Origin of the sequence: Collinsella aerofaciens (genome assembly GCF_015670795.1) — a bacterium.
Lineage (GTDB): Bacteria > Actinomycetota > Coriobacteriia > Coriobacteriales > Coriobacteriaceae > Collinsella > Collinsella aerofaciens_Q.
On the sequence record NZ_JADPCJ010000027.1, the window covers coordinates 1 to 21,458 of the forward strand.

Sequence of the window (21,458 nt, forward strand, 5' to 3'; positions counted from 1 at the left end):
TCGGCGGCCCGTTCTGGGCGCGCCTCAATCGTAGCCCGAGACGGTCCCGGGCTGACAATTTCGACTGTAATGGACGTTCTTAAATGACTAGGCTTATTCCACGGTGCCGTAGACGGCGCCCCAGCCGTGGGCGGCAAGGGCCGAGTTGAGCTGGTCGCAAAGCGATTGGCGGTCGTAGTAGCCGGGCGGCAAAAGGTTCACGATTTCCATAAGGTCGGGCGCGAGGTCCAAGATCTCGGCCTGCACGATGAGATCCAGGCGGTCGATGGCGTGGCGGTCGTAAAACAGTCCGTCGACCAGGCGCTGCAGGTCGCCGAATTCCTCGGCCTGGAACGATCCGTACTCCATAGTGCCTCCTTGGGCGCCCCACGCAGGCATGCGCGGCGATTCGTATTTATTGCGATGGACTTAATCTATCACGGCTTCATAACGTTGCGGCGGTGGCGGTCTATACTTAGACGAACTGCAACGTACCGCTTCGCGAAAGGTCGCACCCCATGCAGACGATCTACCAGAAGATGGAAACCACCGAACTCGATGCCGCCATCGAGGCGCTCAAAGCCGAGGTCGCCGAGGTCAAGGCCAAGGGCCTGGCGCTCGACATGGCTCGCGGCAAGCCGTCGCCCTCCCAGGTGGACATTTCTCGCCCCATGCTCGATATCCTCAACGCCGACGCCGATCTGCACGATGGCAACGTCGACTGCTCCAACTACGGCTGCTTCGAGGGCATTCCCTCGGCACGCAAGCTGGCAGGGGAGTTCCTGGGTTGCCCCGCCGAGCAGACGCTCGTGCTGGGTTCGTCGAGCCTTTTGATCGAGCATGACATCGCCGGCATGTTCTGGCGTTGCGGTTCGTGCGGCAGTGAGCCTTGGGACGCCTACGAGGCCGCGCACGACGGCAAGAAGGTCAAGTTCCTGTGCCCCGTTCCCGGCTACGATCGCCACTTTGGCATTACCGCCGACTTGGGCATCGAGAACGTCCCCGTCGCGATGACTGACAACGGCCCCGACATGGACGAGATCGAGCGCCTCGTTGCCGCCGACGATTCCATCAAGGGTATCTGGTGCGTGCCCAAGTATTCCAACCCCACGGGCATCACCTTTAGCGAGGACACCGTGCGCCGCCTGGTCGAGATGCCCACAGCCGCGCCCGATTTCCGTATCTTCTGGGACAACGCCTACTGCGTGCACGACCTGTACGACGAGACCGACGAGCTCGCAAACATCTTTGACCTCGCTCGCGCGGCGGGCACCGAGGACCGCGTGGTGGCCTTTGCCTCGACGTCCAAGATCACCTTCCCGGGCGCCGGCATCGGCTTTATCGGTGCGAGCCCCGCGGTCATCGCCGAGTTCTCCAAGCGCCTGAAGGCCGGCCTCATCAGCGCCGACAAGCTCAACCAGCTGCGTCACGTGCGCTTCCTTCCTACCATCGAGGCGGTCAAGGAGCACATGAAAAAGCATGCCGAGTTCCTGCGTCCGCGCTTTGAGGCCGTCGAGCGTAAGCTCACCGAGGGCTTGGGCGACACGGGCTGCGCCACTTGGACGCACCCCCGCGGTGGCTACTTTGTAAGCTTCGATGGTCCCGAGGGCTCGGCCCAGAAGGTCGCCGCGCTTTGCGCCGACCTGGGCGTCAAGCTCACGCCGGCCGGTGCTACCTGGCCCTATGGCAAGGACCCGCGTGACACTAACATCCGCATCGCGCCGAGCTATCCCACGGTCGAGGACCTGGAGGCCGCGCTCGATGTGCTGGTGCTGGCTGTGAAGCTCGTCGCTGCCGAGCTTGCGCGTGCCGAGCGCGCCTAACGCGCGGCTTCCCGTACTATCCGCACTTTCGATACGTAAAGGAGCGTATACATGGATTTGGGTATTTCCACCAACCCCACGCCAGAGCTCTACACCATTAAGGTAACCGGCGAGATCGATATCTCTAACGCCGATAGCCTGCGCAATGCCATCGACCTGGCGCTCGAGCAGCCCACCGAGGCCGTTGAGCTCGATTTTGCCCAGGTGAGCTACATCGACTCGACGGGCATTGGCGTGCTCGTGGGCGCCGCGCACCACGCGGTCGACCACGGCAAGCGCTTTAGCTGCACCAATGTGCAGCCCCCGGTGATGCGCGTGGTTCAGCTGTTGGGTGTCGACCAGGAGATTTCGATCACCGCTGCATAATCTTTGCCCCCAAAAGGGCGTGCCGTTTGGCATATGTTTGTGATGCGCTCGGACGTTTTGGCGTCCGGGCGCTATACTTGACCGAATGAATAGACGAGTTCCGGCCGAATGGCGCGGTGCGGGCTCGACTCACATCGAGCCTTGGAGGTATGTGTGTTTGGTATTGGAGAGGGTGAGCTCGCGATCATCGTGGTCTTCGGCTTTTTGCTGTTTGGCCCGGATAAGCTCCCACAGATGGGCCGCACGATCGGCCGTGCCATCCGTCAGTTCCGCGAGACGCAGGAAAAGATGACGGCCGTTGTTCAGTCCGAGATTATCGATCCGGTGAGCGAGGCCGCGTCGGCCCCGGTCAAGCCCAAGAAGGCTGCCGTCGATGACGATTCCGATGCAGACGAGGATGCCGTTGAGACGGCTGCGCCCGCAAAGAAGGAGACCTTTGCCGAGCGTCGTGCCCGTCTTGCTGCCGAGAAGGCCGCAAGCGAGGGTGCCGCCAAGGGCGAGGATGCTGCCGAGGAGACTGAAGCCGAGGGTGCCGACGCCGAGTCTGCCGATGCCGCCGTCGAGTCCGAGCCTGCCGCAGAGCCGGAGCCCGAGCCCGAGCCGACAGAGCCCACGACGGCTGACCTCTACGCCCGTCGCCCCCGCAAGCGCAAAGCCGTCGTCGACCAGCTCGCTCGCGAGCTCGAGGCCGAGGCCGAGGACGACACTGCCGCCGCCGACGCCCCCGAAGGGAGGCGATGAGTAATGCCTATCGGACCTGCGCGTATGCCGCTCTTCGATCACCTGGGAGAGCTCCGTCGCCGCTTGACCATCGTGGTCGTCTCGGTCTTTGCCGCCGCTATCGTGCTATATTTCGCCACGCCCGTGGTGCTCGACATCCTGGAAGATCCCATCCGCTCCTTTGTGCCGGATGGTAAGTTCTACATCACCACCACGCTCGGCGGCTTTGGCCTGCGCTTCTCGCTGGCCATCAAGATGGCCGTGGTCATGTGCACGCCCATGATCATCTGGCAGATTCTGGCATTTTTCCTGCCGGCACTGCGTCCCAACGAGCGCAAATGGGTCGTGCCCACAGTGCTCGCCTCGACGGTGCTGTTCTTCCTGGGTGCCATCTTCTGCTACTTCATCATCATCCCCGCGGGCTTTGAGTGGCTCATCGGCGAGACCTCGGCCGTCGCTACGGCGCTGCCCGATCTGGAGAACTACGTCAACATGGAGCTGCTCTTTATGATCGGCTTTGGTGTGGCGTTTGAGCTGCCGCTCATCATCTTTTACCTGTCCGTTTTCCACATCGTGTCCTACGCGGCCTTCCGCAGTGCCTGGCGTTACGTATACGTTGGCCTGCTCGTGGGTTCGGCTGTGATCACGCCCGACGGCTCGCCCGTCACCCTGGGCCTTATGTACGGCGCCCTGCTCTCGCTCTACGAGATTTCGCTCGCCATCGCCCGTGTGGTCATTACCGCGCGCGAGGGCAAGGAGGGCTTGTTTGTGAGTCGTCTGGACCTGTTCTCGGACGATGAGGACGACGAGGAGTAAATCGGTATGCACGAGGTTGGCATTGTCAACGGCATACTCGATACAGTGATTCGCGCGGCGCGTGGGGCGGGGGCCTCGCGCGCCGTTTTGGTTACGCTGCGTATCGGGGATATGACCGAGGTCGTGCGCGAGGCGCTCGACTTTGCATGGGAGACGTTTCGCGACGAGGACCCTCTCACGCGCGGCTGCGAGCTTGCCGTGGAGGAAGTCCATCCACAAAGTGAGTGTTTGGACTGCGGCGAGGTCTTCGATCACGACCGCTTTCATTGTCGCTGTCCCCAGTGTGGCGGCGCCAACGTGCGCCTGCTGCACGGTCGCGAGCTCGACATCGCAAGTATCGAAATCGAAACCCCCGACGATTAGCCCGCTAGCCATCTGGTGATGGGGTATAAAGGGGCCAAAGTAAGGAGTGCCGAGTATGGCCGAGAAAACGATTGATATCGCGTCGCCGATTCTGTCGCGCAATGAGCGCCTGGCAGATCAGCTGCGTCAGCGATTTAAAGAGACAAACACCTATGTGATCAATGTGCTGTCGAGCCCCGGTTCGGGCAAGACCACCACGATTTTGGGCACCAACGAGCGCCTGCGCGACAAGGCGGGCCTGCGTTGCGCCGTCATCGAGGGCGATATCGCCTCGGACGTCGACGCCATCACCATGAAGGAAGCCGGCATGCCCGCCATCCAGATCAACACGGGCGGCCTGTGCCACCTCGAGGGCAACATGATTATGGAGGCCGTCGATGCGTTCGATCAGGCGGTGGGCCTTCAAAACATCGACGTCATCTTTATCGAAAACGTGGGCAACTTGGTCTGCCCGGTCGACTTTGACCTGGGCGAGAACCTGTCCATCATGATCCTCTCGGTGCCCGAGGGCGACGACAAGCCCATCAAGTACCCGGGCATCTTCCAGCACGCCGGCGCACAGCTGCTCAACAAGGTCGACGTGGCCCCGGCTTTCGATTTTGACATGGATGGGTATACTAAGACACTCGATGACCTCAATCCGCAGGCGCCGCGGTTTGCCGTGAGCGCGCGCAAGGGCGAGGGCATGGATGCCTGGTGCGATTGGCTCATCGGGCAGATCGAGCAAGCAAGGGCGTAAATCGGCCGCCATACGGGCGGGCGTAGCCGCAGAGACACGAGATAGGAGCCTCTTTTGAAGCTCATCATCGCCGAGAAAAACGACGCTGCACGTCAGATCGCCGAGCGGCTGTCCACGGGTAAGCCCAAAAAGGACAAGGTGTACAACACCGCCATCTACCGTTTTGAGTGGAAGGGCGAGGAGTGCGTGACCATCGGCCTTGCCGGTCACATCCTGGCGCCCGATTTTTGCGACAGCGTGCTGTTCGATAAAAAGCTGGGTTGGTATTCGGTGACCGAAGACGGCGAGATGCTGCCGGCCGATATGCCCGATGGCCTGGCCCGCCCGCCGTACGACACCAAGCGCAAGCCGTTCCTTGCCGATGGCATTTCCATCAAGGGCTGGAAGCTCGAGAGCCTGCCTTACCTCACCTGGGCGCCCGTCATTAAGCTACCGGCCGAGAAGGAGCTCATTCGTTCGCTCAAGAACCTCGCTAAAAAGTCCGACAGCGTCATTATCGCCACGGACTTCGACCGCGAGGGCGAGCTGATCGGCTCGGACGCTCTCAACAAGGTGCGCGAGGTCGCGCCGGACTTGCCGGTTGCCCGCGCCCAGTACTCTTCGTTTACTAAAGCCGAGATCACGCAGGCCTTCGATAATCTCGTCTCGCTCGACCAGAATCTGGCCGACGCCGGCGAGAGCCGCCAGCACATCGACCTCATTTGGGGCGCGGTGCTCACGCGTTACCTGACGCTCGCCAAGTTTGGCGGCTTTGGTAACGTGCGCTCTGCCGGCCGCGTGCAGACGCCGACGCTCGCCCTGGTGGTCGAGCGCGAGCGCGAGCGCATGGCGTTTGTGCCCGAGGACTATTGGCAGATCCGCGGCATGGGTGCCGCACAGGGCGCTGCCGAGGACGACCGCTTTAAGATCGCTCACAAGACGGCGCGTTTTACCGACAAAGATGCTGCCGAGATGGCGTACGGCCACGTCGACGGCGCCAAGACGGCGACCGTTGCCGCGGTGACCAAGCGCTCGCGTAAGCAGCAGCCGCCCACGCCGTTTGCGACGACCTCGCTGCAGGCTGCCGCCGCGGCCGAGGGCATCTCGCCCGCACGCACCATGCGCATCGCCGAGTCCCTCTACATGGCCGGTCTCATCAGCTACCCGCGTGTCGACAATACCGTGTACCCTGCGACGCTCGATCTGGGCGCCGTGGTGAGCGACCTGGCAAAGATCAACCCGGCGCTGGCACCCGTGTGCAAAAAGGTGCTCGCCGGTCCCATGAAGCCCACGCGCGGCAAGGTCGAGACCACCGACCACCCGCCTATCTACCCCACGGGCGAGGGCGATCCGTCCACGCTCGACGGCGGCCAGCGCAAGCTCTACGACCTCATCGCCCGCCGCTTCTTGGCGACGCTTATGGGTCCTGCGACCATCGAGAACACCAAGCTCGAGCTCGATGTGAACGGTGAGCCGTTCGTGGCCTCGGGCGATGTGCTCGTGACCCCCGGTTTCCGCGAGGCGTATCCGTATGGACTCAAGCGCGACGAGCAGATGCCGCCGCTTGAGCAGGGCGATACGGTCGACGTGTTCGACATTAAGCTCGAGGCCAAGCAGACCGAGCCGCCCGCACGCTACAGCCAGGGCAAGCTCGTGCAGGAGATGGAAAAGCGCGGCCTGGGCACCAAGTCCACGCGCGCGAGCATCATCGAGCGCCTGTATGCCGTGCGTTACCTCAAAAACGATCCCGTGGAGCCGAGTCAGCTGGGCATCGCCATCATCGACGCGCTGTCGCAGTTTGCCCCGCGCATCACGAGCCCCGATATGACCAGCGAACTCGATGGCGACATGACCCGCGTGGAGCGCGGCGAGGATACCGAAGAGCATGTCGTGACGCACTCGCGCGCGCTGCTGGCCGGTGTGCTCGACGAGCTGCTCAAGCACACGCAGGAGCTGGGCGACGCCATCAGCGACGCCGTCACGGCCGATGCGCGCGTGGGCGCCTGCCCCAAGTGCGGCAAGGACCTTGTTATGAAGACGAGTGCCAAGACCCGTGGCAGCTTTATCGGCTGCATGGGCTGGCCCGACTGCGACGTGACCTATCCGGTGCCGAGCGGCGTCAAGGTAAGCCCGCTCGAGGGCGAGGCGGCCGTGTGCCCCGAGTGCGGCGCGCCGCGCATTAAGTGCCAGCCGTTCCGCCAGAAGGCCTTCGAGATTTGCGTGAATCCGACGTGCCCCACCAACTACGAGCCTGACCTTAAGGTGGGCGAGTGCAAGGTGTGCGCCGAGGCAGGACGCCATGGCGACCTGATCGCGCACAAGAGTGAAAAGAGCGGCAAGCGCTTTATCCGCTGCACCAACTACGACGACTGCGGCGTGAGCTATCCGCTGCCGGCGCGCGGCAAGCTCGAGGCGACGGGCGAGACCTGCCCCGAATGCGGCGCCCCCATCGTGGTGGTCAACACGGCGCGCGGCCCGTGGCGTATCTGCGTCAACATGGACTGTCCGACCAAGGAGAAAAAGCCGGCCCGCGGCCGCAAGACCACGACCAAGGCGAGCACGGCCAAGAAGACGACGGCTAAGAAAGCCACTGTCGCCAAGAAGACGACCGCGAAGAAGTCGACTGCCAAGAAAGCAGCCGCCGACAAGTAACGGCGCAGTCGAAACATTACCCAAAAAACGAGCGAGGACCCCGCGATCCTCGCTCGTTTTTTTTGACCGGCAGTTAGGGACGTTCCTTTTCTGCCGGCAGTTTAGGAACGTCCCTAACTGCCGGCTCGGGAACGACAAAGCACTAGTTCACCTCGACAGGTTTGGCGCCGGGATAGCGCTCCTCAAAGTCTAGGCGGTACTTATTGTCATTGGTGCCCGCCACGTTGTCGCGTGACAGCGGCGCCACGATCTCATTCTTGTGGTCCGCAGGCTTGGCGTATTTCAGGCTGATCTCCCAGGCATCACAGATTGCGTCAATGCGGTGATCCAGGTCGTCGTACAGGGCGATGATGTCCTTCCAGGAGCTGTAGTTCTTGGAGCTCGTCGGGACGTCTAGGTCCTCGACGATATCGTAATACTGCTCGATGGTGTCCTCCGTGCGCTCGGCGACGTCGGCGAGATTTTGACGTGTGGTTCGATCCTCTTCCAGATAGCTGCCGTTGAAGTTCTGCGCGCAGCCACGGACGTAGTTGTCGAGGTCTTCGAGCAAGTCGTAGTATTCGCTCAGTCGGCGGTAGAGGTTCTGCTCGGAGAGCGTTGCTTCGCTGCCATCCTCGTCGTCATCGTCATCGTCATCATCGTCGTACAGGCTGTTGGGATCGCCGAGAGGCTTTAGGTCATCGTCGTCGACGTCATGGTGCAGCTTAGCAACCTCGGCAGTCGTCTGCGTGGCGGCGTTGTCGAAAGGCTTGATCACAAAGAAAACGACCAGGGCGATGATGATCGCCATCAGCACAACGATAACGGCGATAAGCGGCCCGGTGCCGCTCTTTTTGGGAGCGGGGGTCTGTGGCGAAGTGGGCGCGTATGCGGGAGCCGGCTGCTGTTGGGGCGAGCCGCTCGCGACGGGTATGCGCTGCGTGGTCTCGACGGCCGCGGGGCTTGCGGCGGGGTCGGGTCGATAGGCGAGGGGGTCGTCCGCCTTGACTTGCGGCGTATCAAGGGAGCCGGTCTGCTCAAAAGCGGGCTGGCTATCGCTCGCGGTTGTTTGCTCAACAGGTGCACCGCACGAGGTGCAGAACTTGGCATTATCTGCAAGAAGCTTGCCGCACGAGGCGCAATACCGAGACATTGCCACTCCTTTCGCCACATTTCAATGCAATACGACGATTATACCCAGCGTCCATAATTCCCCATCATAAGTTGCGGTGAAATAGGGACTGTTTGGCGGTCTCAGAGCTTCAATCAGTCCCTATTTCACCGCAACTTTGGAAAGGCACCTTTAGCCATTGGGGACGCACCGAGCACTGGGGTATCATGGCTTGGTTGATATATCTGCATTTACGCGCCTTGTAGGAAGGGGCTGCGCCCATGGCTTTTGAGCCCGCTCAACATAGCTTCATTACGCTCGAGGGTGTCGATGGCGCCGGTAAATCTACGCAGGCGCGCCTGCTTGCCCGTGCGCTCGACCTTGCCGGCTACCAGGTTGTGACCCTGCGCGAGCCGGGCGGTACCGCCATCAGTGAGAAGATTCGCGCCCTGCTGCTCGACCCCGCCAATACGGCGATGGCCGACACGTGCGAGCTGCTACTCTACGAGGCCGCGCGTGCCCAGCTGGTGCACGAGGTCATCGCGCCCGCCCTCGCTGCCGGCAAGGTGGTCCTGTGCGACCGTTTCTACGATTCCACGACCTGCTATCAGGCGTTTGCCGATGGCCTCGATCGCCAGATGGTACGCGATGCCAACAACCTGGCCGTCGCGGGAACGCACCCGGCGCTCACGCTCGTCTATCACATCACGCCCGAGCAGGCGGCGCTGCGCATGGCGGCCCGCGGTGCGGCCGATCGCATGGAGGCCAAGGGCATGGCCTTCCAGGAGCGCGTCTACCAGGGATTTTGCAGCATTGCCGCCGAAGAGCCAAATCGCGTAAAGCTCATCGACGCCACCGCGTCAATTGCAGACGTCTTCGCGCAGACGGTCGAGCAGGTTCGTGCGCACGGTCTCGACATCCCCCAGGATACCGTCGCCGCCGCGCTTGCCCAGGAGGCTGAGTAACATGGCCCCCGCGCAGACAAGCCTGCTGGCCAAGCTAGACACCCAACAGCGCGTGCGCGACTTTTTGACCAATGCCGTCACCAGCGGTCGCGCATCGCACGCCTACCTGTTTTTGGGCGCGCCCGGCGCGGGCAAGCTCGACGCCGCGTGGGCGCTTGCCCAGGCATTCCTGTGCGAGCAGGACGGCTGCGGCTCGTGCGACAGCTGCGTGCGCGTCGCACGCCATACGCACCCCGACGTGCACTATTACACCCCCGAAAGCGCTACGGGCTACCTCATCGCGCAGACCCGCGAGCTGCTCGACGACGTGCCCCTGGCGCCCATCCGCGCCAAGGCGAAGGTCTACATCATCGACCGTGCCGAGCAACTGCGCGCCAACACCGCCAACGCGCTGCTCAAAACGCTCGAGGAACCGCCCGAGGGCGTCATGTTCATCCTGTTGGGCACCTCGGCCGACGTGATGCTGCCCACCATCGTGAGCCGCTGCCAGTGCGTGCCGTTTCGGCTGGTGTCGCCCACTGTGGCCGCGCAGGCCGTGAGCCGCGCCACCGGTCAAGATCCCGCGCGCTGCCGCATGGCCGTCGCCGTGGCGGGAAGCCCCACGCGTGGTATCGAGTTCCTCAAGAGCGCCGAGCGCCAGGACGCCCGTCGCCAGATGGTCCGTGCCATCGACTCGCTCATCGCCGCCGACGAGGCCGATGTGCTCAGTCGCGCCAAGTCGCTCATCGTCGCCGTCAAGGCGCCGCTCGCCGAGGTCAAGTCCACGCAGGAAAAGGTGCTCGAGCAAAATGCCGACTACCTGTCGCGTGGAGCATTGAAGCAGCTTGAGGACCGCAACAAGCGCGAACTCAACGCGCGCGAGCGTTCGGGTATCATGGAAGCGCTGGCGAGCGCGCGGACGCTCATGCGCGACGTGCTGCTGACGCTTCAGGATGAGGCGGCAGACGTTGTGAACGAGGACGTGCGCGACACGATCGGGCGGCTTGCCGCGGCGACGAATGTTGCGGGTGCCACACAGGCGCTCGAGGCGGTTGCCGCCGCTGAGCGCAACATCGCCAGAAACGTTACTCCCCAGCTGGCCATCGAGGTCATGCTGTTCGATATCAGGAAGGCACTGAAATGCCGTTAGTCGTACCCGTTAAGTTTACCTACGCCTCGCGCGACCTGTGGTTTGACCCGCAGGATCTGGATATCCTCGAGGCCGATTATGCCATTTGTTCTACCGAGCGCGGAACCGAGATCGGCCTGGTCACGGCCGACCCCTTCGAGGTGCCGCTCGACGAAATCGGTCAGCCGCTCAAGCCCGTGTTGCGCGTAGCGAGCGACATCGACCTGCAGCTTGCCGACGACCTGGCTATCCAGGGTGACGAGGCCATGGTCGACTTCCGCCGTCTGGTCAAGGAACTCGACCTCGAGATGAAGCCGGTCGGCGTCGAGTACCTGTTTGGCGGCGAGAAGGCTGTGTTCTACTTTGCTGCCGAGGAGCGCGTCGATTTCCGTCAGCTCGTCAAGGACCTGTCCTCGACGCTGCACATTCGCGTCGACATGCGCCAGATCGGCGTGCGCGACGAGACCCGCCTGGTGGGCGGCTATGCCCAGTGCGGCCAGGAGCTCTGCTGCACGCGCTTTGGCGGACAGTTTGAGCCGGTTTCGATTCGCATGGCAAAAGAGCAGGACCTGCCACTCAACTCGTCCAAAATTAGCGGCGTCTGCGGCCGCCTGATGTGCTGCCTGCGCTACGAGTTCGAGGCGTACAAGGACTTTAAGAGCCGCGCGCCCAAAAAGAAGACGCTTATCGATACGCCGCTTGGCAAGGCGCGTATCCAGGAATATGACACGCCGCGCGAGCAGCTGGTGTTGCGCCTGGAGAACGGCAAAGTCTTTAAGGTCAACCTGGCCGACATGACGTGCTCGGAGGGCTGCAAAAAGAAGGCCGCCGAGCAGGGCTGCAACTGCCGTCCCGACTGCGTGACGCGCGATGTGCTCGAGCGTATCGAGTCGCCCGAGATGCGCTTGGCGCTTATGGAGCTCGACCGCGAGAACGGCGTCGACGTGGGCGATGGCCTGTCGAGCGCCGACCGTCTGGCGGGGACGACGATGCCCAAGCGCCGTCGCCGCGATGCGGACGCCGATACCCGTGCCGGTCAGAGCCAAGGCGAGGGTCGCGGCCGCGGTAAGGGTCGCGGCAAGGCCGAGGCACCCGAGGCCGAGGAGGCTGCCGGTGGACGTCGCCGCCGCAAGCGCTCGGGTTCGGGCGATGCCGGCGAGGCCGCTCCCGCAGGCAAGAATTCCCCCCGCGAGCGCGAGGCTCAGCAGCCCCAACAGCAAAACCGCGGCGGTGGCATGAATCCCACGCGCCGTCGCCGCCGCCATTTGTCGAGCGAGGAGCGCGAGGACGCCTTCCGCGCCGCAGCCGCTCGCGAAGCCGGTGCCGGCCCCAAGGGTGGTTCGGGTTCTGATACGCCTGCCGACAAGGGTGGCAAGCAGCGCAACGATGACGAGCGCACCCCGCGTCCGCGTCGTCGCCATTCCTCGGGCACGCAGCAAAAGCCCTCGGTGCCCTCTGTGGCCGATCAGGTCTCGGATGGCGAGGTCAAGGTCACGCGCCGTCGTCCCGGAGATGGCGGGGGAGCTGCTGCCAAGGTTTCGCGTGGCGCCGCTCGTGACGAGCGCGAGCCGCGCGAGGATCGCGGTGGCGAGGGCTCGGCCGACCAGGGTCAAAAGCGCCGTCGCCGTCGCCGTTCCCGCAAGCCGCGCCAGGATGGTGGCGAGGGCTCGACCCCGTCTTCGTCCGCACCGCAACCGCCCGCCGGCGAATAACGCCCGCGAGCGGATTTAGCCCGCCTTGCCCCGAGCGCATCGGGGTATCATAGCGCCGAATCAACAACCCTCCCTGCGACCGAACGTAGGGAGGGTTGTGTCTTGAAGAGCCGTTTGAACATATTGAGCTGTCTGCAGGGTGCCGGTGCGCTACCGTTTGCGGACGAATTACTACCGTTTGCCGAGCGGGTGGCACGCGAGGCGCTCGAGGCATTGTCGCCAACACGATGTGCCGGCTGCGAGCGCGCCGGTACGCTTATTTGCCAAGACTGCCTTGCCGCGTTCACGCTCATCGACCCACGTCATAGCTGCACCCGATGCAGCGCCCCGTTTGGGGATTTGCTGTGCACTGAGTGTTCGGTCGAGGGCACGTCCTCGGCAATGACGGAGGCGCTCGACCGCTGCCTGGCGTGCGCCGTCTATGCGCATCCGCTGCCGCGCATCATTAAAGCGTACAAGGATGCGGGCGAGCGACGTCTGGCTCCGTATCTGGCGGAGCTGCTCTACGACACCGCCCTGCATGCCCAGGTCGTAGCGCCCGATCGCTATGGAGGTGTGCTGTCCGGTGCGGATGCGGTGGTGTTTGTGCCTGCGACGGCGGCAGCGTTTCGGCGGCGTGGTTTTGATCATATGGAGGCTATTGCGCGTCCATTTTGCGAGCTGTCGGGTGTTCCCCTGCTCGATGCTCTCGTCAAGTACGGGCATGGCGACCAGCGTGAACTCGGTCGTGAAGAACGCCGTGAACGCGCCCGAGGCATGTATGAGACCGTTGAGGACGTGCACGGCCGCCACCTGCTGCTTATCGATGACGTTATCACCACGGGCGCGACGATGGCCGCGGCTTCGGCGGAACTCAAGCGCGCCGGCGCTGCGGCAGTCGATGGCCTTGCTATCGCACGTGTTTGGTAGGGGTGATTCATGTGGCGGTAACAATCAGGTGGTGCAACAAACCGACAAAAGAGCAGCTAGCGGCTTCCGTAATCCTAACTGGCGCCTCGGCGCTACGCATGATGCGCGCCGAGCGCCGGCAGATGGGCTACATAAGCTGGAAGGACCTTAATCCCGATGAAGAGCGCCGTGTGCTGCGCACATCGTCGCCCTCGACCGAGGACATCTATCTTCCCGATTTGGTGCGGATTGGGGCCGCAAGCGGCGAGGTGCAAGAGGATTTGTGCTTGCTGGTAGGGTCTGCAGCGCAGCGCCGCCGTATTCTTGGCGTGAGCTGGTCCGTATGCTCCGAGTTGCCCGCCGGCTCGATTCTAGAGGTGGAACCGGGGGTGTACAGTCTATCTCCCGAGGCCCTTTGCGTAGCCGTCGCGCGCGAGGTCGGCTGCATCCAGGCATTTGCCCTGGCCCAGGAGCTGTGCTCTAAGATTTCACTGAGTGACCGCGGGAAGTATCTGCCTCCCTACACCTCGCCTGTCGTGAACAAATTGGCAAAGGACAAAGACCAGCCGCCAGATGTCGGTTACTTTGAGGTCGAGTCCGTGCTGACACCCGATTGCCTGGTAGATTACCTCGCGGCATGCAAGGGGAGCGCGGCCAAGCAGCTGCGGCGGCTGTGTCCCTATCTGTCGGAAAACCTGCGTTCACCCATGGAGTGCATCATGCTTGCCATGTTTTCGCTTCCGTTTTCCTATGGCGGATTTGCCTGTGGTCCCTTTAAGACCGACTACAAGATCGAGTTCAACGACCGTGCACAGGCGATCTCGGGGATGCCGCATGCGGTTTGCGATGCCTTTCAGGAAGCAGCCCGGTTTGACTTGGAATACAACGGTGAGCTGGGCCATTCCTCTCGGAGGGGACGTATCCATGATGAAAAGCGCAACACGGGCTTGATTACTATGGGAATCGAGGTCGCGACGGTCAACAACGAAATGCTCTGTGACATGGAAGCGATGGAAGCACTCGCATGGCGCATCCACCAGCGTATGGGTAAGCGATATCAGAATCGCGTAGAGGCTCGTCGAAAGAGGCAAGATGCTCTGCTGAATACGCTCCGAGCGTGCTTTGGGCTCAAACCAGCGTAAAACTATGGCTTTATAGGGGGTCTGTTTATATGCTCTGTGCAAAAAACGGCAAATATGAGTACTGTTACTAGATTAGTGACAGCAAAAACAAAGAAACTTGGGCCGATAATCTGGATTCAGCGAAGAGATAATAAACGAATGTGGAATATCTTGGCGCCAAGCAGGCTGTGCGGAACTCAAAAAGGGCTCGTGAGGCGGTAATACGCTGCTACTAAATTGGTAACAGTACTCATATTTGCCGTTTTTTGCACACGGCACCCTGAGACGGGTGTCCCGGAGCTCCCCGTAGGGGAGCTCCGGGCTTCATAGGGGCACGAATGGTCCGCTCCGACCCGCAAAATCTGTACTCGAGATGCGAATGACGCCCCTAACCTTAAACTTTAGCTTGAACTTAGCTATAATGCGCTTCGTTCCTACCAGGCTGTGGTTGCGGACGGACGAAATGCCCGTCCTAGTCCAAGACAGACGCGGTCAAAGGGATCCACGTAAGCGACCGCGTGCGCGCGGCGCGATCATGGCGCGTCCTAGATGTAAGCCGCACCGTCCGTTCTACTTTCTTTGGGGCAATACCGCCTCGCGGGCGAGCGGGCCAGTCGTGAAGGTGGCTGCGGCCTCCCGAGCAAACACCCCGGTGCGCAAGTGTGGGGTCAAATACCAGGTCAGCTGGTGGGAACAACCTGATATTCCGCGCAACGCACGGATCGTATACGACACAGAAGGCAGGGTAGTGGACATGGTGAGGGGCAGCTTGATGCACGCGGCTCGGTTAGGTGCTGGGACCGCAGCGGTCATCGCCGTTTTGGGCCTGAGCGGATGCGCGTTCAACCCGCTGTCTACGTTCACGACTCCCACGATCGACCAGATCGAGTACGAGACCGTCACGCCGGCGGTGTCGGACGATGCCCTGGTCACTCCCGGAACCCTGACGGTCGCCCTCGATACTTCCGATGCGCCGCAGGCCATGCAGGACGCCGACGGCGAGCTCACGGGGTATGCGGTTGACGCCGCCCGCGCCCTCGCAAGCCGCATGGGCCTTAAGGTCGCCTTTGTCGATGCGTCCTCGGCAGGTTCCGCGCTCGGCGACAAAAAGGCCGATATCTTTATCGGCGAGATTAACTCCACGGACGGGGACATTAGCTCGCTCGGCACCTGCCTGTACGATGCCACTTCCGTGTTCGGTAAAACTAGCGATGGTGGGTCGCTAAGCGTTTCCACCGATACTCTTAACGCGTCTACTCTGGGTGTCCAAATGTCCTCGGCCTCGCAGGAGGCGCTTGCTAAGCAGAGCATCACCGCCAACCAAAAGACCTACTCCAACATCAACGAGTGCTTTGAGGCGCTCGAGTCCGGCGAGGTCGACTATGTGATCTGCGACTCCACGGCCGGCGGCTACCTTGCACGCCTGATGAGCGAGGTCTCCTATGTCGGTGCGCTCGAGGCGCCCTCGACGCTTGGTGTTGCGGGCGCCTCGTCCAATGACGAACTGTGCCGTGCCGTGAGCGATGCCCTCGACGGTATTACGGCCGACGGCACGCTCGAGGCGGTCCACTCTGTCTGGTATGGCACGATGCCCTACGACCTCACCACTAAGACGGTTTCGGGCGCTAGCGTGCAGCCGGGTGACTCTGAGTCCAGTGAGACCATGTCCTCCGGCAGCGAGTCCTCCGATTCCAACAATGAGACCGCAGCCTCCGAGGATAAATCGTCCAGCCAGGAGGGCACTATCACCGACGACGACATTAACAAGCTCAATAGCTAGTTATTGCTAGGGGTGGCGTCTCCTATGCGCCAGGAGAGACGCCTCTTCACGGTTTCAACACGCATTGCCGGGCTTTCCCAACAGGGGAGCCCGGCTTTTTCGTTTCTATAAAACCAGCAGGTCAAAGACATTTTTTAGGTGCAAAACCAAAGTCGCCGTCGCCCTCCCATAGCGCACTTTGCCACAGAAAAGTGCGAGACTTCGGTATGCGGTATCAAGCAATCGTTATTCGGGTCTTTAGGAATCCGCGTGATTAAATGCACGGCAATGGGTACATAGCCAGTACAGTAAGTCCCCGAGGCAGATTGGAGCCACGTATGGATATCAAGGTTTCTGGACGCAAGACGACGGTAACCGATGCTCTGCGTGCGCATGTGGATGAGAAGATCGGCGAGGCGCTCAAGGTTTTCGACATCGAGCCCATGACAGTCGACGTTGTACTTCGCTATGAGAAGAACCCCTCGAACCCCAACCCGGCAATCGTCGAGGTTACGGTTCGTGCCCGCGGTTCGGTGATCCGCGTTGCCGAGCACGGTGCAGATATGTACGCCGCCATCGACCTCTCCGCCGATAAGGTCACCCGCCAGCTGCGCAAGTTCAAGACCAAGGTCGTGGACAACCGCCAGGGCGGTGCCAGCGCAGCGGATGTCGCGCCGGTCGAGCGCGTCGAGGATCTGGCCGACCTGCTGCTGCCCGAGGAGGAGGACGACCTGCTCGTCCGCGAGAAGGTCATCGATGTCACCCCGATGACTGAGGAGCAGGCGCTGGTGCAGACCGATCTGCTCGGCCACGACTTCTACGTGTTCGAGAACGCGACGACTGGCCTCATCAATGTGGTGTATCACCGTAAGAATGGTGGATATGGCATCATCAAGCCCCGCATCGAAACACTTGACGAGTAAAATACGTTAACTTGCATGAGTTAACGGTTGGCGGCCATCCCATGCGGGTGGCCGCCTTTTTACGTAAGGAGTCGCTTTGATGGACAAGGCCGCATCCGCCGGTCATTCGAACCGTTGCCGCATCGTCGTCGATACCTGCTGCGACTTTAGCCCCGAGGTCGCCGCGAACCTTGATGTCGATATCCTGGGTTTCCCCTTCATTATCGATGGCGAGGAGCGCACGGATGACATCTGGTCGAGCATCACACCCAAGGAGTTCTACGACCGCATGCGCGCCGGTGCCCGCGTGTCCACCTCGGCTGTGTCGCTCGGTCGCTATATCGAGTTCTTTACCGAGTGCGCCAAAGAGGGCACGCCCACGGTCTACCTGTGCTTTACCTCGGCGCTGTCGTCGAGCTACAACTCCGCGTGCCAGGCGGCGGACGCCGTGCGTGCCGAGTATCCCAACTTTGAGCTCTACGTGGTCGACAACGCTCTGCCCTGCGCGACCGGCGCGCTCTTGGCGCTCGAGGCCGTGCGCCAGCGTTCGGCGGGACTGACCGCCACGCAGCTGGTCGATTGGGCAAACGAGGCCAAGACCTACGTGCACGGCTACTTTACGCTCGAGAGCTTCGACGCACTGGCTGCCGGCGGCCGCATTCCGCCCGCGGCGGCGCAGCTCACGGCAAAGCTCGACGTCAAGCCCGAGCTCTCCTACGACCTGGCCGGCTCGCTGTCGCTGATCGGCGTCAACCGCGGCCGCAAGAAGGCGCTCAAGTCCATTCTCAAGTCGTTCCGCGAGAACTACGTGCCCGATCGCACCATGCCCATCGCCATCATGACGGCCGATGCCGAAAAGGATGGTGACTGGCTCGAAGCCGCCATCCGCAAGGAGGAGGGTTGCGCCGACGTCACGATCATTCGCGGCTCCGTGGGTCCCACCATCGGCTCGCACGTGGGCCCCGGCATGGTGGGCTGCGCGTTTTGGGGTAAGAACCGCGCCGACAAGGCGTCGCTTTCCGACCGTATCGCCCGCCGCGTGCGCGGTCAGTAGGCAAGCGCTGCGTCCGTAATCGCCCTCGACTCACAGCCCAAACGCTGGCACCGAGTATTCAACCTGGTAACAACACCCAACCCAAAAGGAAAGGTTTCATGGCAAACAAGCTCTCCGTCGCATTCATTGGCACCGGAATCATGGGTGCCCCCATCGCCGGCCACATTCTGGACGCCGGCTATCCCGTCACGGTCAACAACCGCACCAAGTCCAAGGCGGCGGCGCTTATCGAGCGTGGCGCCGTCTGGGCAGATACGCCGGCCGATGCCGCGGCGAACGCCGATGTCGTCTTTACCATGGTGGGCTATCCCTCCGAGGTCGAGGCACTCTACCTGGCGGGCGACGGCCTGCTCGCGTGCACCAAGCCGGGTGCGGTCTTGATCGACCTCACCACGAGCTCGCCCGAGCTTGCCCGTGACATTGCCGAGGCCGCCCAGGTTTCTGGTCGCATGGCGTTTGACTGCCCCGTCACCGGCGGCGAGTCGGGCGCTATCGCCGGTACGCTCACGGCCATCGTGGGCGCTACCGAGAACGACATCGCGCCGGTCCGCGATATCCTTTCCACCTTTGCGGCCAACATCTGCTGCTTCGATGGCGCCGGCAAGGGCCAGGCTGCCAAACTCGCCAACCAGGTGTCGCTGGGCGCCTGCATGGTCGGCATGGCGGACGCCATGGCATTTGCCGAGCTGAGCGGTCTTGACCTGGAGAAGACCCGCCAGATGATCCTGGGCGGCACCGGCAAGTCCGGCGCCATGGAGAGCCTGGCGCCCAAGGCGCTCGACGGCGACTACAAGCCCGGTTTTATGGTCGAGCACTTCATTAAGGACCTGCGCCTGGCGCTCGCTTACGCCGACGATCGCGAGCTCGCGCTGCCCGGTGCCGACGTGGCCTTTACGCTCTACGATATGCTCGACGCCATCGGTGGCGCCAAGCTGGGCACCCAGGCCATCACGGTACTCTACAAGGAGGAGGCCGACGCCATCGCCGCCGGTCTGGACTGGTCGCAGTATCGCCCCGAGGAGCATGGTGCCCACGAGGACGGCTGCGGTTGCGGCGAGCACGGCGACGACCACGAGTGCGGTTGCGGCCACCACCACGGCGAGGACCACGAGTGCTGCGGCGGCCACGGCCATGACGACGGCCACGAGTGCTGCTGCGGCCACCATCACGAGGAGTAGCGACCATGAGCTGGACGTTCGTGGTGCTTGCGCTGGTGCTCTTTCTCTTTGCGATCTACATCGGCTTTTTGTGCGGCCAGTGGGCGTGCGAAAAGCGCGTCATCACCAAACGCGACTACTGGATCGCCAATTTTGTAGGTGCGGCGGCAGTCGTCCTGCTAACCTGGGTGTTCTCGCTGTTCCCGCTGGTGCAGTTTGCGCCGATCGGCTGGCTCGGCGGCTTTATCGCCGGCCTTAAGATGAGCTTTGGCGAGTCCGTCGGCCCGTGGCGCAAGCACGACGAGGTCTTTAACGTCAACAAGGCACACCGCGCCGCCGCCGATGCAGGCGACGCCGAGGAGCGCCGCCGCGCGCGTCACAATGGCGCGGCCGACCGACAGCTCATCTCGGTCACCGATGACAGCAAGGGTGCTGGCAAGCACGCTAAGAAATAGTAAGAAGAGGTAACTATGGCAGAAAACAAGGAAGAACAGCTCACCGATGAGGAGCTGGCACAGCTTCAGCTGGCAGAGGAGAACGAGAACGCCGTCGACCGTCTGGTCAAGGAGCTCGGCTGCCCCACGCGCCGTATCCGCCAGTTTGCCGCCCGCGTGCTGCACCTGCTCGCCGAGCGCGATCCACAGCGCGTCGTGCCCTGCGTGCCCGCGCTGATCGAGGCACTCGACCGCCCCGAGGCTCAGACCCGCTGGGAGGCCCTCGATGCCCTGGCGGCGCTCGCCACCACCTGCCCCGAGCAGCTGGGCGATGCCTTTGAGGGCGCCGAGACCGCGCTGTTCGACGAGATTTCCTCCACGCTGCGCTATGCCGCCTTCCGTCTGCTGTGCGTGTGGGGCGCCACGAGCGTCGAGCGCTCGCGCGAGGCTTGGCCCATCCTGGACGAGGCCATCCAGTGCTACCACGGCGACCTCGAGTATCGCGATATGCTCGGTTGCCTGTACGAGTTTGGCCAGGGCGAGATTGACGCCGAGGTCGCCGAGAAGCTCGCGCTGCGCCTTAAGTTCGACGCCGAGAACGGCAAGGGCAGCTATCTCAAGGCCCGTTCGAGCGAGATTTGCGAAATGCTTGTTAAACGTTTTGGCCTGGATCTCTCCAAAAAGAAGAAGCGTGCTAGCGTTAAAAAATCTGACGACGCCGAAGACGAGGAGTAACAGATTATGGCGCACGATGTAGTCCTGATTCCCGGTGACGGTATCGGTCCCGAGATTACGCAGGCCATGCGCCGCGTGGTCGAGGCCACCGGTGTCCAGATCAACTGGAACGTCCAGGAGGCCGGCGCCGGCGTCATGGACGAGTTTGGCACGCCGCTTCCCCAGCACGTGCTCGACGCGGTTGCCGAGACCAAGGTTGCCATCAAGGGGCCCATCACCACGCCGGTCGGCACGGGTTTCCGCAGCGTCAACGTGGCACTGCGCAAGCACTTCGACCTGTACGCCTGCGTGCGCCCCTGCCTGTCGCAGCCGGGCGACGGCTCGCGCTTCCGCGACGTCGACCTGGTCATCGTGCGCGAGAACACCGAGGACCTCTACGCCGGCATCGAGTTCGATGAGGGCGCTGCCGAGGTTGAGGAGCTCTCGCAGCTTGTCGAGCGCTCGGGTCAGAAGACCTTCGCCGCTGATTCCGCCATTTCAATCAAGCCGATCTCCATCGCCAAGAGCCGCCGCATTGTGGAGTATGCCTTTGAGTATGCCCGCCGCTGCGGCCGCAAAAAGGTGACGGCCGTGCATAAGGCCAACATCATGAAGGCGACCGACGGCCTGTTCCTGCGCGTGGCGCGCGAGGTGGCCGCCAACTATCCCGATATCGAGTTCAACGACAAGATCGTCGACGCCACCTGCATGGGTCTGGTCCAGAACCCCAACGACTTCGATGTCCTGGTGCTGCCCAACCTGTACGGCGATATCGTGAGCGACCTGTGCGCCGGCCTGGTGGGCGGCTTAGGCATGGCCCCCGGCTCCAACATCGGTGCCGACTGCGCCATCTTCGAGGCAACGCACGGCTCCGCGCCCGATATCGCGGGCCAGGATATTGCCAACCCCACGGCCGAGATCCTCTCTGCTGCGATGATGCTCGATCACCTGGGCGAGAACGACGCTGCCAATCGCATTCGCGCCGCCGTCTCTGCCACGCTCGACGAGGGCGAGCAAGTCACCGGTGACGTGCGCCGTGCCCAGACCGGCTCCGTTGAGGGCGCCGTGGGCACGCAGGCCTTTGCCGATGCCGTTATCGCGCACCTGGCCTAAGGTA

Annotated in this window: 21 protein-coding genes; 19 read left to right on the forward strand and 2 right to left on the reverse strand. The window is 62.6% G+C overall.

What is annotated here, in order from left to right; all coding sequences use genetic code 11:
- Positions 1–93: 93 nt before the first annotated feature.
- Positions 94–348 carry a hypothetical protein gene (locus I4W09_RS08215; RefSeq protein ID WP_022093864.1) on the reverse strand — a complete coding sequence of 85 codons (255 nt, stop codon included), beginning with the start codon at positions 346–348 and terminating at the stop codon, positions 94–96.
- Positions 349–497: 149 nt separating this feature from the next.
- Here I4W09_RS08215 and I4W09_RS08220 point away from each other — a divergent pair, with 149 nt between their 5' ends.
- The 7 genes from I4W09_RS08220 to I4W09_RS08250 all read left to right on the forward strand — a co-directional run bounded on the left by I4W09_RS08220 (position 498) and on the right by I4W09_RS08250 (position 7,437).
- The gene (locus I4W09_RS08220) at positions 498–1,802 is read left to right on the forward strand and encodes an aspartate aminotransferase type Ic (protein ID WP_195246641.1); all 1,305 of its coding nucleotides are present in this window, start codon (positions 498–500) and stop codon (positions 1,800–1,802) included.
- A 51-nt stretch (positions 1,803–1,853) separates the two neighbouring features.
- Positions 1,854–2,168, forward strand: a complete 315-nt coding sequence (locus I4W09_RS08225; RefSeq protein ID WP_035137695.1) for an STAS domain-containing protein — start codon at positions 1,854–1,856, stop codon at positions 2,166–2,168.
- Between the two features lie 153 nt (positions 2,169–2,321).
- On the forward strand, positions 2,322–2,909 hold the full coding sequence (locus I4W09_RS08230; protein ID WP_196033525.1) for a twin-arginine translocase TatA/TatE family subunit: 588 nt from the start codon (positions 2,322–2,324) through the stop codon (positions 2,907–2,909).
- Positions 2,910–2,912: 3 nt separating this feature from the next.
- A complete protein-coding gene (gene tatC, locus I4W09_RS08235; protein ID WP_055285525.1) occupies positions 2,913–3,704 on the forward strand; it encodes a twin-arginine translocase subunit TatC in 792 nt (263 codons plus the stop codon).
- A 6-nt stretch (positions 3,705–3,710) separates the two neighbouring features.
- Complete coding sequence (hypA, locus tag I4W09_RS08240; RefSeq protein ID WP_022093859.1) at positions 3,711–4,067, forward strand: hydrogenase maturation nickel metallochaperone HypA; 357 nt, start codon at positions 3,711–3,713, stop codon at positions 4,065–4,067.
- A 55-nt stretch (positions 4,068–4,122) separates the two neighbouring features.
- Positions 4,123–4,806, forward strand: a complete 684-nt coding sequence (gene hypB / locus I4W09_RS08245) for a hydrogenase nickel incorporation protein HypB (protein WP_196022275.1) — start codon at positions 4,123–4,125, stop codon at positions 4,804–4,806.
- A gap of 54 nt (positions 4,807–4,860) precedes the next feature.
- Positions 4,861–7,437: a DNA topoisomerase I gene (locus I4W09_RS08250; protein WP_196033527.1), complete on the forward strand. Its 2,577-nt coding sequence runs from the start codon at positions 4,861–4,863 to the stop codon at positions 7,435–7,437.
- 142 nt (positions 7,438–7,579) lie between these two features.
- Here I4W09_RS08250 and I4W09_RS08255 read toward each other — a convergent pair whose 3' ends face one another.
- Complete coding sequence (locus tag I4W09_RS08255; protein ID WP_196033529.1) at positions 7,580–8,569, reverse strand: zinc-ribbon domain-containing protein; 990 nt, start codon at positions 8,567–8,569, stop codon at positions 7,580–7,582.
- Between the two features lie 239 nt (positions 8,570–8,808).
- On the opposite strand from I4W09_RS08255, the gene tmk reads away from it, so the two are divergent.
- From tmk to I4W09_RS08315, 12 genes are all read left to right on the forward strand, one after another.
- The gene (tmk, locus tag I4W09_RS08260) at positions 8,809–9,492 is read left to right on the forward strand and encodes a dTMP kinase (RefSeq protein WP_196033531.1); all 684 of its coding nucleotides are present in this window, start codon (positions 8,809–8,811) and stop codon (positions 9,490–9,492) included.
- 1 nt (position 9,493) lies between these two features.
- A complete protein-coding gene (locus I4W09_RS08265; RefSeq protein WP_196033533.1) occupies positions 9,494–10,621 on the forward strand; it encodes a DNA polymerase III subunit in 1,128 nt (375 codons plus the stop codon).
- The gene (locus I4W09_RS08270; RefSeq protein ID WP_196033535.1) at positions 10,612–12,312 is read left to right on the forward strand and encodes a regulatory iron-sulfur-containing complex subunit RicT; all 1,701 of its coding nucleotides are present in this window, start codon (positions 10,612–10,614) and stop codon (positions 12,310–12,312) included. The genes I4W09_RS08265 and I4W09_RS08270 overlap by 10 nt, the downstream gene beginning before the upstream one ends.
- A 102-nt stretch (positions 12,313–12,414) precedes the next feature.
- A complete protein-coding gene (locus tag I4W09_RS08275; RefSeq protein ID WP_230318740.1) occupies positions 12,415–13,221 on the forward strand; it encodes a phosphoribosyltransferase family protein in 807 nt (268 codons plus the stop codon).
- A gap of 11 nt (positions 13,222–13,232) precedes the next feature.
- Positions 13,233–14,342 (forward strand): hypothetical protein, encoded by a 1,110-nt coding sequence (locus I4W09_RS08280; RefSeq protein ID WP_196033537.1) that lies wholly within the window; start codon positions 13,233–13,235, stop codon positions 14,340–14,342.
- Positions 14,343–15,075: 733 nt separating this feature from the next.
- Complete coding sequence (locus I4W09_RS08285; RefSeq protein WP_230318742.1) at positions 15,076–16,101, forward strand: substrate-binding periplasmic protein; 1,026 nt, start codon at positions 15,076–15,078, stop codon at positions 16,099–16,101.
- 317 nt (positions 16,102–16,418) lie between these two features.
- Complete coding sequence (gene hpf / locus I4W09_RS08290) at positions 16,419–17,003, forward strand: ribosome hibernation-promoting factor, HPF/YfiA family (RefSeq protein ID WP_035137685.1); 585 nt, start codon at positions 16,419–16,421, stop codon at positions 17,001–17,003.
- A 79-nt stretch (positions 17,004–17,082) separates the two neighbouring features.
- Positions 17,083–18,036 (forward strand): DegV family protein, encoded by a 954-nt coding sequence (locus I4W09_RS08295; protein WP_196033541.1) that lies wholly within the window; start codon positions 17,083–17,085, stop codon positions 18,034–18,036.
- A gap of 98 nt (positions 18,037–18,134) precedes the next feature.
- Entirely contained in the window at positions 18,135–19,214 is a 1,080-nt protein-coding gene (locus I4W09_RS08300) for an NAD(P)-dependent oxidoreductase (RefSeq protein WP_196033544.1), read from the forward strand.
- A gap of 5 nt (positions 19,215–19,219) precedes the next feature.
- Complete coding sequence (locus tag I4W09_RS08305) at positions 19,220–19,648, forward strand: hypothetical protein (protein ID WP_196033548.1); 429 nt, start codon at positions 19,220–19,222, stop codon at positions 19,646–19,648.
- 15 nt (positions 19,649–19,663) lie between these two features.
- Positions 19,664–20,362 (forward strand): hypothetical protein, encoded by a 699-nt coding sequence (locus I4W09_RS08310; protein ID WP_006236252.1) that lies wholly within the window; start codon positions 19,664–19,666, stop codon positions 20,360–20,362.
- Positions 20,363–20,368: 6 nt separating this feature from the next.
- The gene (locus tag I4W09_RS08315) at positions 20,369–21,454 is read left to right on the forward strand and encodes an isocitrate/isopropylmalate dehydrogenase family protein (protein ID WP_022094615.1); all 1,086 of its coding nucleotides are present in this window, start codon (positions 20,369–20,371) and stop codon (positions 21,452–21,454) included.
- The last annotated feature ends 4 nt before the right edge of the window (positions 21,455–21,458 follow it).

Coding starts and splice junctions, on each gene's coding strand:
- hypB (WP_196022275.1), top strand. CDS start 4,123: ATGGCCGAGAAAACGATTGATATCGCGTCGCCGATTCTGTCGCGCAAT.
- tatC (WP_055285525.1), top strand. CDS start 2,913: ATGCCTATCGGACCTGCGCGTATGCCGCTCTTCGATCACCTGGGAGAG.
- I4W09_RS08300 (WP_196033544.1), top strand. CDS start 18,135: ATGGCAAACAAGCTCTCCGTCGCATTCATTGGCACCGGAATCATGGGT.
- I4W09_RS08315 (WP_022094615.1), top strand. CDS start 20,369: ATGGCGCACGATGTAGTCCTGATTCCCGGTGACGGTATCGGTCCCGAG.
- tmk (WP_196033531.1), top strand. CDS start 8,809: ATGGCTTTTGAGCCCGCTCAACATAGCTTCATTACGCTCGAGGGTGTC.
- I4W09_RS08220 (WP_195246641.1), top strand. CDS start 498: ATGCAGACGATCTACCAGAAGATGGAAACCACCGAACTCGATGCCGCC.
- hpf (WP_035137685.1), top strand. CDS start 16,419: ATGGATATCAAGGTTTCTGGACGCAAGACGACGGTAACCGATGCTCTG.
- I4W09_RS08295 (WP_196033541.1), top strand. CDS start 17,083: ATGGACAAGGCCGCATCCGCCGGTCATTCGAACCGTTGCCGCATCGTC.
- I4W09_RS08270 (WP_196033535.1), top strand. CDS start 10,612: ATGCCGTTAGTCGTACCCGTTAAGTTTACCTACGCCTCGCGCGACCTG.
- hypA (WP_022093859.1), top strand. CDS start 3,711: ATGCACGAGGTTGGCATTGTCAACGGCATACTCGATACAGTGATTCGC.
- I4W09_RS08310 (WP_006236252.1), top strand. CDS start 19,664: ATGGCAGAAAACAAGGAAGAACAGCTCACCGATGAGGAGCTGGCACAG.
- I4W09_RS08255 (WP_196033529.1), bottom strand. CDS start 8,569: ATGTCTCGGTATTGCGCCTCGTGCGGCAAGCTTCTTGCAGATAATGCC.
- I4W09_RS08225 (WP_035137695.1), top strand. CDS start 1,854: ATGGATTTGGGTATTTCCACCAACCCCACGCCAGAGCTCTACACCATT.
- I4W09_RS08265 (WP_196033533.1), top strand. CDS start 9,494: ATGGCCCCCGCGCAGACAAGCCTGCTGGCCAAGCTAGACACCCAACAG.
- I4W09_RS08215 (WP_022093864.1), bottom strand. CDS start 348: ATGGAGTACGGATCGTTCCAGGCCGAGGAATTCGGCGACCTGCAGCGC.
- I4W09_RS08285 (WP_230318742.1), top strand. CDS start 15,076: ATGGTGAGGGGCAGCTTGATGCACGCGGCTCGGTTAGGTGCTGGGACC.
- I4W09_RS08305 (WP_196033548.1), top strand. CDS start 19,220: ATGAGCTGGACGTTCGTGGTGCTTGCGCTGGTGCTCTTTCTCTTTGCG.